12 protein-coding genes are annotated in these 13,138 nt (G+C 69.6%); 11 read left to right on the forward strand and 1 reads right to left on the reverse strand.

Features of this window, described 5'->3' with window-relative positions; genetic code table 11:
- The first annotated feature begins 8 nt into the window (after window positions 1–8).
- The 8 genes from ilvD (at window position 9) to serA (ending at window position 8,674) form a co-directional block, all read left to right on the forward strand.
- Window positions 9–1,724 carry a dihydroxy-acid dehydratase gene (gene ilvD, locus J0I43_RS02160; protein ID WP_292858286.1) on the forward strand — a complete coding sequence of 572 codons (1,716 nt, stop codon included), beginning with the start codon at window positions 9–11 and terminating at the stop codon, window positions 1,722–1,724.
- 48 nt (window positions 1,725–1,772) lie between these two features.
- Complete coding sequence (locus J0I43_RS02165; RefSeq protein ID WP_292858289.1) at window positions 1,773–3,575, forward strand: acetolactate synthase large subunit; 1,803 nt, start codon at window positions 1,773–1,775, stop codon at window positions 3,573–3,575.
- A 2-nt stretch (window positions 3,576–3,577) separates the two neighbouring features.
- Window positions 3,578–4,087, forward strand: coding sequence for an acetolactate synthase small subunit (ilvN, locus tag J0I43_RS02170; RefSeq protein WP_292858292.1), 510 nt, complete (start codon window positions 3,578–3,580; stop codon window positions 4,085–4,087).
- A 74-nt stretch (window positions 4,088–4,161) separates the two neighbouring features.
- Window positions 4,162–5,214, forward strand: a complete 1,053-nt coding sequence (ilvC, locus tag J0I43_RS02175; RefSeq protein ID WP_367267538.1) for a ketol-acid reductoisomerase — start codon at window positions 4,162–4,164, stop codon at window positions 5,212–5,214.
- A 104-nt stretch (window positions 5,215–5,318) separates the two neighbouring features.
- Window positions 5,319–6,059 carry a copper homeostasis protein CutC gene (locus tag J0I43_RS02180; protein ID WP_292858298.1) on the forward strand — a complete coding sequence of 247 codons (741 nt, stop codon included), beginning with the start codon at window positions 5,319–5,321 and terminating at the stop codon, window positions 6,057–6,059.
- Window positions 6,060–6,078: 19 nt separating this feature from the next.
- Window positions 6,079–6,606, forward strand: coding sequence for a DNA polymerase III subunit gamma/tau (locus tag J0I43_RS02185; RefSeq protein ID WP_292858301.1), 528 nt, complete (start codon window positions 6,079–6,081; stop codon window positions 6,604–6,606).
- On the forward strand, window positions 6,603–6,956 hold the full coding sequence (locus J0I43_RS02190; RefSeq protein WP_292858304.1) for a bacitracin resistance protein: 354 nt from the start codon (window positions 6,603–6,605) through the stop codon (window positions 6,954–6,956). The genes J0I43_RS02185 and J0I43_RS02190 overlap by 4 nt, the downstream gene beginning before the upstream one ends.
- A 113-nt stretch (window positions 6,957–7,069) precedes the next feature.
- Window positions 7,070–8,674 (forward strand): phosphoglycerate dehydrogenase, encoded by a 1,605-nt coding sequence (serA, locus tag J0I43_RS02195; RefSeq protein WP_292858307.1) that lies wholly within the window; start codon window positions 7,070–7,072, stop codon window positions 8,672–8,674.
- A gap of 120 nt (window positions 8,675–8,794) precedes the next feature.
- On the opposite strand, the gene J0I43_RS02200 is transcribed toward serA, so the two are convergent.
- Window positions 8,795–9,337, reverse strand: a complete 543-nt coding sequence (locus J0I43_RS02200) for a TetR/AcrR family transcriptional regulator (RefSeq protein ID WP_292858310.1) — start codon at window positions 9,335–9,337, stop codon at window positions 8,795–8,797.
- Between the two features lie 63 nt (window positions 9,338–9,400).
- Here J0I43_RS02200 and J0I43_RS02205 point away from each other — a divergent pair, with 63 nt between their 5' ends.
- The 3 genes from J0I43_RS02205 to J0I43_RS02215 are packed head-to-tail and all read left to right on the forward strand — an operon-like array spanning window position 9,401 to window position 13,137.
- Complete coding sequence (locus J0I43_RS02205) at window positions 9,401–10,984, forward strand: MFS transporter (protein ID WP_292858313.1); 1,584 nt, start codon at window positions 9,401–9,403, stop codon at window positions 10,982–10,984.
- Window positions 10,947–11,999 carry a 3-isopropylmalate dehydrogenase gene (locus J0I43_RS02210; RefSeq protein WP_292858315.1) on the forward strand — a complete coding sequence of 351 codons (1,053 nt, stop codon included), beginning with the start codon at window positions 10,947–10,949 and terminating at the stop codon, window positions 11,997–11,999. Before J0I43_RS02205 ends, J0I43_RS02210 begins: the two co-directional genes overlap by 38 nt.
- Window positions 12,000–12,033: 34 nt before the next feature.
- Entirely contained in the window at window positions 12,034–13,137 is a 1,104-nt protein-coding gene (locus J0I43_RS02215; protein ID WP_292858318.1) for a branched-chain amino acid aminotransferase, read from the forward strand.
- Window position 13,138 lies beyond the last annotated feature (1 nt).

A 13,138-nucleotide genomic window follows, 5' to 3' on the forward strand; every position in this document is an offset into this window, starting at 1 on the left:
CTGCGAGAATGCCTTCCTCCGACGACACCAGCGCCACCGTCGACATCAAGCCCCGCTCTCGCGCCGTCACCGACGGCATCGAGGCGACGACCTCCCGCGGCATGCTCCGCGCGGTCGGCATGGGCGATGAGGACTGGGATAAGCCCCAGATCGGCATCGCGTCCAGCTGGAACGAGATCACCCCCTGCAACCTGAGCCTCGATCGCCTCGCCCAGGGGGCGAAGGAGGGCGTGCACGCCGGCGGCGGATACCCCCTGCAGTTCGGCACGATCTCCGTCTCCGACGGCATCTCGATGGGCCACGAGGGCATGCACTTCTCGCTCGTGAGCCGCGAGGTCATCGCCGACTCCGTCGAGACGGTCGTCATGGCTGAGCGCCTCGACGGCACGGTGCTGCTCGCCGGCTGCGACAAGTCGATCCCGGGCATGCTCATGGCCTCGGCCCGGCTCGACCTGTCGAGCGTCTTCCTCTATGCCGGATCGATCGCTCCCGGCTGGGTCAAGCTCTCCGACGGCACCGAGAAGGACGTCACGATCATCGACTCGTTCGAGGCGGTCGGCGCGTGCCTCGCGGGCAAGATGAGCGAGGCCGACTTGAAGCGCATCGAGTGCGCGATCGCGCCGGGCGAGGGCGCCTGCGGCGGCATGTACACCGCCAACACGATGGCGTCCGTCGCCGAGGCGCTCGGTCTCAGCCTGCCCGGATCCGCGGCCCCGCCGTCGGCCGACCGTCGTCGCGACTACTTCGCCCACCGCTCCGGCGAGGCGGTCGTGAATCTGCTCCGCCAAGGCATCACGACGCGCGACATCCTGACGCCGGATGCCTTCGAGAACGCGATCGCGCTCGCGATGGCCCTCGGCGGTTCGACCAATGTCGTGCTGCACCTGCTCGCGATCGCCCGCGAGGCCGAGGTCGAGCTGACTCTGAAGGACTTCAACCGCATCGGCGACAAGGTGCCCCACGTCGCCGACATGAAGCCGTTCGGCAAGTACGTCATGAACGACGTCGACCGGCACGGCGGCATCCCCGTCATCATGAAGGCGATGCTCGACGAGGGACTCCTCCACGGAGACGCGCTCACCGTGACGGGCAAGACGCTCGCCGAGAACCTCGAGGACCTGAACCCCGACCCCGTGGACGGCACCGTCATCCACACGTTCGACAACCCGATCCACAAGACCGGCGGCCTCACGATCCTGCACGGCTCGCTCGCACCGGAGGGCGCGGTCGTGAAGACCGCGGGGTTCGATGCGGCGGTCTTCGAGGGGCCGGCGCGCGTGTTCGAGCGCGAGCGCTCCGCGATCGACGCCCTCGCCGCCGGCGACATCGAGGCGGGCAGCGTCGTCGTGATCCGCTACGAGGGCCCCAAGGGCGGCCCGGGCATGCGCGAGATGCTCGCCATCACGGCGGCCATCAAGGGCGCGGGGCTCGGAAAAGATGTACTACTCTTGACGGACGGACGATTCTCAGGCGGCACAACCGGCCTGTGCATCGGCCACATAGCACCCGAAGCGGTGGACGCTGGTCCCATCGCCTTCGTGCGCGATGGTGATCTGATACGGGTCGATATCGCGGCTCGCACGCTCGACCTACTCGTCGACGAGGCAGAGCTGAGCTCCCGCCGGGACGGCTGGGAGCCCCTTCCTCCGCGCTATACCCGTGGCGTTCTGGCCAAATACTCGAAGCTCGTGCACTCCGCTGCGGAGGGCGCGATCACGGGCTAGGCCCCGCACTCACGTCCGATCACGACTCATTTCATCGAGGTCTCACGCATGTCACTCGACACCACTGCGGCCGTTCCCCGGCCGCCCGCCCGCGGCGCCTCCGCACTGGTGCTCACCGGCGCGGCCGCCGTCGTCCGCTCCCTGGAACTCCTGGGGGTCACCGACGTCTTCGGCCTCCCCGGCGGCGCCATCCTCCCCGTTTACGACCCGCTCATGGACTCGACCGAGCTCCGCCACATCCTCGTGCGGCACGAGCAGGGCGCCGGTCACGCCGCCGAGGGCTACGCCTCGGCATCCGGCAAGGTCGGCGTCGCGATCGCGACCAGCGGCCCCGGCGCCACCAACCTCGTGACGGCGATCGCCGATGCGTACATGGACTCGGTGCCGCTTCTCGCGATCACCGGTCAGGTCTTCTCGACGCTCATGGGCACGGACGCCTTCCAGGAGGCGGACATCGTCGGCATCACGATGCCGATCACGAAGCACTCCTTCCTCGTGAAGGATGCCGCGGAGATCCCCGGCGCGATCGCCGCCGCCTACGAGATCGCCTCGACGGGCCGCCCCGGCCCTGTGCTCGTGGACATCACGAAGGACGCGCAGCAGGCCGAGGCGCCGTTCGTCTGGCCGCCGCGCTACGACCTGCCCGGCTACCGGCCGGTCACCAAGGCGCACGGCAAGCAGATCCAGGCCGCCGCCCACCTGCTGCAGACCGCCAAGAAGCCCGTGCTCTACGTGGGCGGCGGCGTCGTGCGCGCCGGAGCGTCGGCGGAGCTTCTCACGCTGGCCGAGACGACCGGGGCTCCCGTCGTCACGACGCTCATGGCGCGCGGGGCTTTCCCCGACTCGCACCCGCAGCACCTCGGTATGCCGGGCATGCACGGCACGGTCCCGGCCGTCCTCGCCCTGCAGGAGGCCGACCTCATCATCGCGCTCGGCGCGCGGTTCGACGACCGTGTGACGGGCAAGGCGGCGCTGTTCGCACCGAACGCGCAGGTCGTGCACGTCGACATCGACCCCGCCGAGATCTCCAAGATCCGCACCGCCGATGTGCCGATCGTGGGCGATGTGCGGGAGGTGCTCATCGACCTCGACGCCGCCTTCCGGGGCGCGGCGGGCCCCGAGAAGCCCGATACCGCCGAGTGGTGGTCGTACCTCGAGGGGCTGCTCGACGAGTTCCCCCTCGGCTACACGCAGCCCAGTGACGGCCTCATGTCGCCGCAGTACGTCATCTCCCGCATCGGTGAGCTCACGGGTCCCGAGGGCGTGTACGCCGCGGGCGTCGGCCAGCACCAGATGTGGGCCGCGCAGTTCATCAAGTACGAGCGCCCGAATGCGTGGCTGAATTCGGGCGGCGCCGGCACGATGGGCTACTCCGTCCCGGCGGCGATGGGCGCGAAGGTCGCCGAGCCCGAGCGCCCGGTCTGGGCGATCGACGGCGACGGCTGCTTCCAGATGACCAATCAGGAGCTCGCGACCTGTGTCATCAACAACATCCCGATCAAGGTCGCGATCATCAACAACTCGTCGCTCGGCATGGTCCGTCAGTGGCAGACGCTGTTCTACAACGGCCGGTACTCCAACACCGACCTGAACACCGGCCACGACACCGTCCGCATCCCCGACTTCGTGAAGCTCGCGGAGGCGTACGGCTGCCTCGCGATCCGCGTCGAGAAGGAGGAGGACGTGGATGCCGCGATCCGGACCGCCCTCGAGACGAACGACCGCCCCGTCGTGATCGATTTCGTCGTGTCCGCCGACGCGATGGTGTGGCCGATGGTCCCGCAGGGGGTCAGCAACAGCTACATCCAGTACGCGCGCGACCACGCGCCGAGCTTCGATGAGGAGGACTGAGCATGAGCAAGCACGTTCTGAGCCTCCTCGTCGAGGACAAGCCCGGCCTCCTCACCCGCGTCGCGGGTCTGTTCGCCCGCCGCGGCTTCAACATCGAGTCGCTCGCCGTGGGCGTCACCGAGGTGCCGGGGCTGTCCCGCATCACGGTCGTCGTCGACGTCGAGGGTCTGCCGCTCGAGCAGGTGACCAAGCAGCTGAACAAGCTCGTGAACGTCATCAAGATCGTCGAGCTCGAGCAGACGGCATCCGTCCAGCGCGAGCACATGCTCATCAAGGTGCGCGCCGACAACCAGACCCGATCGAACGTGATCGAGGTCGTCAACCTGTTCCGCGCCTCGGTCGTCGACTACGCCACGGATGCGCTCGTCATCGAGGTGACCGGCGACCGCGGCAAGGTCGATGCGATCCTGCGCGCTCTGGAGCCCTTCGGGATCAAGGAGCTCGCCCAGTCCGGCATGGTCGCCATCGGCCGCGGCGGCAAGTCCATCACCGAGCGGGTCCTCCGCAACTAGCCGCCCGTCGAGTGCCCGCGCAGCGGGCGCCCCGTCGCTGATCGAGTGCCCGCGTGGCGGGCGCATCGAGATCAATCCACAATCAAGGAGAAACAACAACCATGGCTGAGATCTTCTACGACTCCGACGCCGACCTGTCCATCATCCAGGGCAAGAAGGTCGCGATCGTCGGCTACGGCTCGCAGGGTCACGCGCACGCGCAGAACCTGCGCGATTCGGGCGTCGAGGTCGTCATCGCGCTCAAGGACGGCTCCAAGAGCACCGCGAAGGCGCAGGAGGACGGATTCGAGGTCAAGAGCGTCGCCGATGCGACCGCGTGGGCGGACCTCATCATGATCCTCGCGCCCGACCAGCACCAGCGCGGCATCTACAGCGAGTCGATCGCGCCGAACCTCGCGGAGGGCAAGACGCTCGCCTTCGCGCACGGCTTCAACATCCGCTTCGGCTACATCGACACGCCCGAGGGCGTCGACGTCATCCTGGTCGCGCCGAAGGCTCCGGGCCACACGGTGCGTCGCGAGTTCGTCGCGGGTCGCGGCATCCCCGACATCATCGCCGTCGAGAAGGATGCCTCGGGCGCGGCGTGGGCGACCGCCCTGTCGTACGCGAAGGCGATCGGCGGCACGCGCGCCGGTGTCATCAAGACGACCTTCACCGAGGAGACCGAGACCGACCTGTTCGGTGAGCAGTCGGTGCTCTGCGGTGGCATGAGCCACCTCGTCGAGTACGGCTTCGAGACGCTGACCGAGGCCGGCTACCAGCCCGAGATCGCCTACTTCGAGGTGCTGCACGAGCTGAAGCTCATCGTGGACCTCATGTGGGAGGGCGGCATCGCGAAGCAGCGCTGGTCGATCTCCGACACCGCCGAGTACGGCGACTACGTCTCCGGACCCCGCGTCATCGACCCGTCGGTCAAGGAGAACATGAAGGCCGTCCTCGCCGACATCCAGTCGGGTGCGTTCGCGAAGCGCTTCATCGACGACCAGGATGCCGGTGCCCCCGAGTTCCTCGCCCTCCGCGAGAAGGAGGCGCAGCACCCGATCGAGAAGACGGGCAAGGAGCTGCGCTCGCTCTTCGCGTGGAAGCAGCAGGACAGCGACTACACGGAGGGCTCGGCCGCGCGCTGATCCCCGCAGACTCTCGGCACACCCGCCGAGTCAGGCTGTCACAGGCCAGGAAGCCCGACCCCGCACCCGGGGCCGGGCTTCCGCCGTTTGCTAGCGTGATGACCATGACCGCCGTGCTCGAGATCGCCGTCCAGGACCCTGCCGGAGCGCGTGCGGCGATCGCGGCGGGCGCCGATCGGCTGGAGCTCTGCCAGGCGCTCGGTGTCGGCGGGCTGACCCCGTCGATCGGTCTCGTCGAGGCGGTCGCGGCGGCTGTCGGCGGGGACAGGGTGAACGTCCTCGTCCGGCCGCGCGGCGGCGGCTTCGTCTACGACGACGAGGAGGTCGCGCTCGTCGCGGCCGACATCGTGGCAGCGGTTCGTGCGGGCGCGGGCGGTGTCGTGATCGGCGCGCTCACCGCCGATGGGCAGGCGGATCTCGATGCCGTCGCCCGCTGGCGGGATGCCGCGGGCGGCGCCGCACTCGTCTTCCACCGCGCGATCGACGCGACCGGAGACCCGGTCGCCGTGCTCGCGGAACTGTATGCCGTCGGTGTCGACCGGGTCCTGACGTCCGGCGGTGCGGCGCGCTCGATCGACGGCGTGCCGACTCTCGCGCGGCTCGTCGAGGCCGCCGGGGATGTCGAGATCATGGCGGGCGGCGGCGGCGTCCGTCCGGTGGACATCCCCGCGATCCTCGCCGCCGGTGTCGGCGCCGTGCACCTCTCCGCCCGCGGGCAGGCGGGCCTCGACGCCCCCGCGGGCCCGGGCGGGGGCGCCCCCGGCCACGACGTCACGGACGCAGCCGTCGTCGCGGAGGCGGTCGCCGCCATGCGCGCGGTCGCCGGCAGCACGGCACGCTCCTGACCGCGATACGCTGAGCCGCGTGAGCACAGGACGCGACGACGACGCCCTCCGCTGGGACGGCGACGACGACCCCACGCTGGTGGCATCGAAAGCACCCGAGCCGACATCTCCCGCGGCGACACCGTCCACGCCGTCCGAGCCGCTGGCGCTTCCGGACGGCTTCACCGCCGTCGGCAAGGACAGCGAGAAGGTCGGCCACATCGAAGCGGACGGCGCCGTCGTGATGCCGGGGGAGCGTGCACAGCTCTCGAGCGCGGTCCTGCTGACCCTCGGCGTCCTCGCCGGTGCCTATGTGCTCTTCACGGTCGGCTGGATCATCGGTGGGCTCCGGCTGCAGGGCGCCTCGCAGGTCCTCATCGGCCCCGTCGGCTACCAGGCGGCACTGTGGACCGCCGTCGCGGCGCCGCTGCTGTGGTTCGTCGGTGTCTACGTGCTGACGCGTGCGTCGAAGACATGGGTGCGCGTCACGTGGCTCTTCGCCGGACTCGCGCTCCTCGCCCCGTGGCCGTTCCTCATGGTCGCCGCAGTGGGGATGGTGGCATCGTGACTGCAGACACCGTCTCCGCCTCTTCGTCGCGACCCGTACGACCGACCTGGGTGGTCGTGGCGGTCTCGGTCTTCTTCGGGTTGTTCTATGCCTATGTCGTCTGGAGCGCCGTGGGCTTCCTGGTGTCACAGGCGACCGGGCCGCTCGGCCTCAACGGGGCGGGCTGGAGCCTCCTCTTGGCCGCGGTCGCCTTTCCGCTCATCGCCTTCGGCGTGGCGTTCGCGATCGGGTGGCGGCGCGTGTGGTGGGAGTTCTCGCTGACCCTCCTCGTCGGGCTCGGGCTCGTCGCCGTCTTCTGGCTGAACGTCGTCGCCTACAGCGTGATGTTCGGGGCATCTCTGCTCGGATGAACCGCGCCGTCACACGGTCATCGACCCCTCGCCGCCGCCGGTAGGCTGGAGCTCTTCCACCCGTGCGCTGAATCCTCAGCCGCGCTCTGCCTCCTTCGCAAAGGTCTGCCGCCGTGTCCCAGCCCGTCGTCCTCATCGCCGAAGAACTCTCTCCCGCCACGATCGACGCCCTCGGGGAGGGCTTCGACGTCCGCAGCGTCGACGGCACCGACCGCCCCGCGCTCCTCGCCGCGATCGCCGAAGCCGACGCGATCCTCATCCGCTCGGCGACCAAGGTCGACGCCGAGGCGATCGCCGCGGCATCCCGTCTGAAGGTCGTCGCCCGCGCGGGCGTCGGTCTCGACAACGTCGACATCAAGGCCGCGACCGCGGCGGGCGTCATGGTCGTCAACGCGCCGACCTCGAACATCATCTCCGCCGCCGAGCTCACCGTCGGCCACATCCTCTCGCTTGCCCGGCACATCCCGGCCGCGCACGCGTCGCTGTCCGCCGGCGCCTGGAAGCGCAGCTCGTTCACCGGGACGGAGCTCTTCGAGAAGACCGTCGGCATCATCGGACTCGGCCGCATCGGTGCGCTCATCGCGGCGCGCCTGCAGGGCTTCGGCGTGACGGTCGTCGCCTACGACCCGTATGTGACGCCGGCCCGCGCCCAGCAGCTCGGCGTGACGCTGCTGCCTCTCGACGACCTGCTCGCGCAGAGCGACTTCGTCACGATCCACATGCCGAAGACGCCCGAGACGACCGGCATGATCGGTGCGGAGCAGTTCGCCCTCATGAAGCCGACCGCGTACGTGGTCAACGTCGCCCGTGGCGGCCTCATCGACGAGGAGGCGCTCTTCACGGCGCTCACGACCGGTGAGATCGCCGGCGCGGGCCTCGACGTGTTCACGTCCGAGCCGCCGAAGGAGGACGGCACGGCCTTCCCGCTGCTGTCGCTGCCCAACGTCATCGTGACGCCGCACCTCGGCGCCTCGACCGACGAGGCGCAGGAGAAGGCGGGCATCTCGGTCGCCCGCTCCGTCAAGCTCGCGCTCGAAGGTGACCTCGTGCCCGATGCCGTCAACGTCGCGGGCGGCGTCATCGACCCGTTCGTGCGCCCCGGCATCGCCCTCGTCGAGCAGCTCGGCCAGGTGTTCTCCGGCCTCGCCGCGAGCGCGCTGACGAGCCTCGACATCGAAGTGCGGGGTGAGCTCGCCGCGTACGACGTCAGCGTCTACCGCCTGGCCGCACTCAAGGGCATCCTGTCGAAGATCGTCAGCGAGAACGTCTCCTACGTCAACGCGCCGCTGTTCGCCGAGCAGCGCGGCATCGAGACGCGCATGATCATCGAGGCCGACAGCCCGCTGTACCGCAACATCACGATCCTCCGGGGCACGCTCTCCGACGGCACCGTGCTGACCGTGGCGGGCACGCTCGCCGGCACCCGCATGGTGCCGAAGATCGTCGGCATCAACGGCTACGAGATCGAGGTCCCGATCGAGCAGCACCACGTCGTGATGCGGTACGCCGACCGCCCCGGCATCGTCGCGATCTACGGTCAGGAGCTGGGCGCTGCGGGCATCAACATCGCGGGGCTGTTCGTCGCACACCCGGATGCCTCCGGCCGCGCTCTCTCGGTGCTGACGGTCGACCAGCCGGTGCCCGACGAGATCCTCGAGAACATGCGCGCGGCGGTCGGCGCGGACCTCTTCCGTCAGATCGAGATCACCGAGGCCTGACGCCCCGCACGAACGTCGCAGATCGTCGCGAACTCCGCAGGATGTCGCCCGATTCCTGCGGAGTTCGTGTCATTCTGCGAGGTTGCGCCTGCGTCTGCGCGGGCGGGGGAGCAGCGCCGCTCAGCGGGCTGAGCGCTCGACGAGCGCGATCAGAGCGTCCATGGCCGCACCCTCGGGCACCGGGCCCGGAACCGCTCCGGCGGCGAGGGCGTTGTTGAAGTAGAGGCCGTCGCTGACCAGAAGCACGAGCTGCAGTGCGGTCTCGTCTCGGGTGTGTGGACGCAGAGCGCCCTCCCACAGCTCCCGGACGCGCCGGAGCGCGTCCACGGCGGCGACGCTTCCGCCCTGCGCGAGGCGAGAGCCCGCGATGAGGGCGCGATCGATGGGGGAGTCGTCCATCACCGACGAGCGCAGGAAGGCGGACACGAGGCCCTCCGGCTCGGACTCCATCTCCACGAGGTCGTCGTGGGCGAGCTGCTCCATGCGTTCGAGCAGCGCCGTCTCCAGGGCGTCCTTCGACGCGAAGTGGTAGAGCAGCCCCCCTTTGGAGACGCCCGCCGCCTGCGCTGCGGCATCCATCGTCGCAGCCCTCGGCCCGTCAGCGATCAGCAGCCCCTCGAACGCATCGAGGACGCTCTCACGAGCACGTGGCGGGCGGGACATGGGCTCCATCTTCTCGCGTCGGAACACGGTCGTCTGTTACTATACCGGCTGGACGGTGTAGAAATGACATTGACAGAAGAACTCCGGATCGCCGACGCGCAGGGTCGCAGGGTGGGCTGGCGCGGCTGGGCGGCCCTCGTGGTGCTCATGCTGCCCGTGCTGCTCGTCTCGGTCGACAACACGGTGCTGAGCTTCGCGCTGCCCGACATCGCGCGAGACCTCGGGCCGACGAGCGCGCAGCAGCTGTGGATCATCGACGCCTACCCCCTCGTGCTGGCGGGCCTGCTCGTGACGATGGGCACGCTCGGCGACCGCTTCGGACGCCGCCGCATGCTCCTCATCGGTGCGATCGGATTCGCCGCGATCTCGGCCCTCGCCGCCTTCGCCCCCACCGCCGGCTGGCTGATCGCCGCACGGGCTGGCATGGGTGTCTTCGGCGCCATGCTCATGCCGTCAACGCTGTCGCTCCTGCGCTCGATCTTCACCGACCGCGAGCAGCGTCGATTCGCCATCGCCGTCTGGGCGGCGATGTTCTCGGCGGGTTCTGCCGCGGGTCCGATCGTCGGAGGCATCCTGCTCGAGCACTTCGAGTGGGGCGCTGTCTTCCTCATGGCGGTGCCCGTCCTCGTGCCGCTGCTCGTGTTCGCGCCCCTTCTCGTTCCGGAGAGCCGCGACCCGCACCCGGGGCGCATCGACCCGATCTCGATCGTGCTCTCGATGGCGACGCTGGTGCCGATCGTCTTCGCGATCAAGGAGGCCGCGGTGCACGGCTTCGACCTCATGATCCCGGTGCTCGTCGTCGTCGGTCTCGGGTTCGGCGTGCTGTTCGTCCGCCGCCAGCTGCGGATGGACGTCCCGATGCTCGATATGCGCCTCTTCGCGCGGGGCACCTTCACGGGAGCACTCCTCGTGAACCTCTTGAGCGTCGTCGCGCTCGTCGGCTTCCTGTTCTTCGTCGCGCAGCACCTGCAGCTGATCGTGGGGCTGTCACCGATGCAGGCCGGGTTCGCGCTGGTCCCCGGCATGGTGGCGATGATCATCTCCGGCCTCGTCGTCGTGCCGATCGCGTCGCGTGTGAATGCGCGCATCGTCGTGCCGGCGGCGCTCGTGTTCTCGGTGACGGGCTACGTCCTCGTCGCGCTCTCGGCGACCGATGCCGACCTCGGCATCCTCGTCGCCGCCTTCGTCCTCCTCGGTCTCGGCATCGGAGCGGCCGAGACCGTCTCGAACGACCTCATCCTCTCGAGCGCGCCGCCGCAGAAAGCGGGCGCTGCCAGCGCCGTCTCCGAGACCGCCTACGAGCTCGGTGCCGTCCTCGGGACGGCGGTGCTCGGCGGCATCCTGACCTCGCTCTTCCGGAACGGGATGACGCTGCCGGCGGGCATCGACGGCGCAGCCGCGGATGCCGCGCGGGAGACCCTCGCGGGCGCCATGGCCGTGGCCGACCGGGTGGGGGGATCGCTCGGCGATCAGCTGCGCCTCGCCGCCGCGCACGCGTTCGACTCGGGTGTCGTCGTGACGTCTCTGGTGGGCGCGGGCCTCGTCGTGGCGGCGGCCGTCATCGCGGCCACTACGCTGAGTACGGAACCCCACACCAGCGAGGAGAGCGATGTCGCGCGTCGTCAGATTGGCACTGATCCCCGGTGACGGCATCGGGCCCGAAGTCGTCGCGGAGGCCGAGAAGGTCCTCGATGCGGTGACCGCGGGCTCGGACGTCACGTTCGAGAAGACGCGGTTCTCCCTCGGCGCCGCGCGCTACCTCGAGACCGGCGACACGCTGACCGACGAGGACCTCGCGGCGATCGCGAGCCACGACGCCATTCTCCTCGGTGCCGTCGGCGGCGTGCCGGGCGATGAGCGCTTGAAGGACGCGAACATCGAGCGCGGCCTCCTGCTGAAGCTGCGCTTCGCCCTCGACCACTACGTCAACCTGCGCCCGTCGAAGCTGTACCCGGGAGCGCCGGGACCGCTCGCCGCTCCCGGAGAGATCGACTTCGTCGTCGTGCGCGAGGGCACGGAGGGCCCGTACGTCGGCAATGGCGGGTCGATCCGCACCGGCACGCCGCACGAGGTCGCCAACGAGACGAGCGTCAACACGGCGTACGGCATCGAGCGGGTCGTGCGGTACGCGTTCGCAGCGGCCGAGAAGCGCCGACGGAAGCTGACGCTCGTGCACAAGACCAACGTCCTCGTGCACGCGGGCGGGATGTGGAAGCGAATCGTGGATGCCGTGGCATCCGAGCATCCCGACGTCGCCGTAGACTATCTGCACGTCGACGCGGCCACCATCTTCCTGGTCACGAACCCGGGCCGATTCGACGTGATCGTCACCGACAACCTCTTCGGAGACATCCTCACCGACCTGGCCGGCGCCGTCACCGGAGGCATCGGCCTCGCCGCATCGGGGAACATCAACCCCGACGGCGCGTTCCCCTCGATGTTCGAGCCCGTGCACGGCTCGGCGCCGGACATCGCAGGGACCCAGCAGGCCGACCCCACGGCCGCGATCCTGTCCGTCGCCCTCCTGCTCGACCACCTCGGGCTCGAGAGTGAAGCGCAGCGCGTCACCCGCGCAGCTTCGGACGACATCGCTCACCGGGGCGCCGCACCCCGCTCGACCGCTCAGGTCGGCGACGCCATCGTCGCGGCTCTGCAGGCGTAGCCTGGACCCGCCACCGCACGAAACAGGGATGATCATGACCCTCACCTACGACCCCGACGCCGGACTCGCCCCGCTCGAGTTCTCCGTCTCGAGGAACCTCAACGCCAAGAGCGACGCCGAGCGCGCCGCGATGCTGGCCGATCCGCAGTTCGGCACCGCGTTCACCGATCACATGATCGACGTGTGCTGGTCGGTCCGCGGCGGGTGGCACCGCCCCCGCGTGCAGCCCTACGGACCGCTGTCGCTCGACCCCGCGGCATCCGTCCTGCACTACGGCCAGGAGATCTTCGAGGGCATCAAGGCCTACCGCCACGCGGACGGCTCGATCCACACGTTCCGACCCGACCAGAACGGCAAGCGCCTGCAGCGCAGCGCGCGTCGCCTCGCGCTGCCGGAGCTTCCGGTCGCGTACTTCATCCAGTCACTGCGCGAGCTGATCGCGGTCGACGGCGCATGGGTGCCGACGGGCGCGGACCAGAGCCTGTACCTGCGCCCCTTCATGATCGCCAAGGAGGCGTTCCTGGGCGTCCGCCCCGCGAACAAGGTCGGCTATTACGTGATCGCCTCACCCGTCGGCGCCTACTTCAAGGGCGGCGCGAAGCCCGTGTCGATCTGGCTCAGCGAGGACTACGCGCGCGCCGGGAAGGGTGGCACGGGCGCCGCGAAGACCGGCGGCAACTACGCCGCGAGCCTCCTGCCGCAGGCGGAGGCGTACGAGGAGGGCTGCGATCAGGTCGTCTTCCTCGATCAGGACCGCAACGTCGAGGAGCTCGGCGGCATGAACGTCGTGTTCGTCTACAAGGACGGCACGATCGTCACTCCCCAGTCCGACTCGATCCTCGAGGGGATCACGCGCGACTCGATCCTGCAGCTCGCCGCCGACCGGGGGCACAAGGTCGAGGGACGGGCGGTGTCGATCGACGAGTGGCGCCAGGGCGTCGCGTCCGGCGACATCGTCGAGGTCTTCGCGTGCGGCACCGCCGCCGTCGTCGCACCGATCGGTGTGCTCAAGGGCAAGGACTTCGTCGACGAGCAGCCTCTCGGGGAACTCGCGCTGTCACTGCGCGAGGAGCTCACCGACATCCAGTACGGTCGCCGCGAAGACACGCACGGCTGGCTGCTGCGCCTGGACGCCTGAC

Source organism: Microbacterium sp., from assembly GCF_017305435.1.
Lineage (GTDB): Bacteria > Actinomycetota > Actinomycetes > Actinomycetales > Microbacteriaceae > Microbacterium.

Excerpts from the sequence above, each read along its gene's own strand:
- J0I43_RS02200 (WP_292858310.1), bottom strand. The coding sequence starts at position 9,337 with ATGTCCCGCCCGCCACGTGCTCGTGAGAGCGTCCTCGATGCGTTCGAG.
- ilvD (WP_292858286.1), top strand. The coding sequence starts at position 9 with ATGCCTTCCTCCGACGACACCAGCGCCACCGTCGACATCAAGCCCCGC.
- J0I43_RS02210 (WP_292858315.1), top strand. The coding sequence starts at position 10,947 with ATGTCGCGCGTCGTCAGATTGGCACTGATCCCCGGTGACGGCATCGGG.
- ilvN (WP_292858292.1), top strand. The coding sequence starts at position 3,578 with ATGAGCAAGCACGTTCTGAGCCTCCTCGTCGAGGACAAGCCCGGCCTC.
- J0I43_RS02205 (WP_292858313.1), top strand. The coding sequence starts at position 9,401 with ATGACATTGACAGAAGAACTCCGGATCGCCGACGCGCAGGGTCGCAGG.
- J0I43_RS02215 (WP_292858318.1), top strand. The coding sequence starts at position 12,034 with ATGACCCTCACCTACGACCCCGACGCCGGACTCGCCCCGCTCGAGTTC.
- J0I43_RS02165 (WP_292858289.1), top strand. The coding sequence starts at position 1,773 with ATGTCACTCGACACCACTGCGGCCGTTCCCCGGCCGCCCGCCCGCGGC.
- J0I43_RS02180 (WP_292858298.1), top strand. The coding sequence starts at position 5,319 with ATGACCGCCGTGCTCGAGATCGCCGTCCAGGACCCTGCCGGAGCGCGT.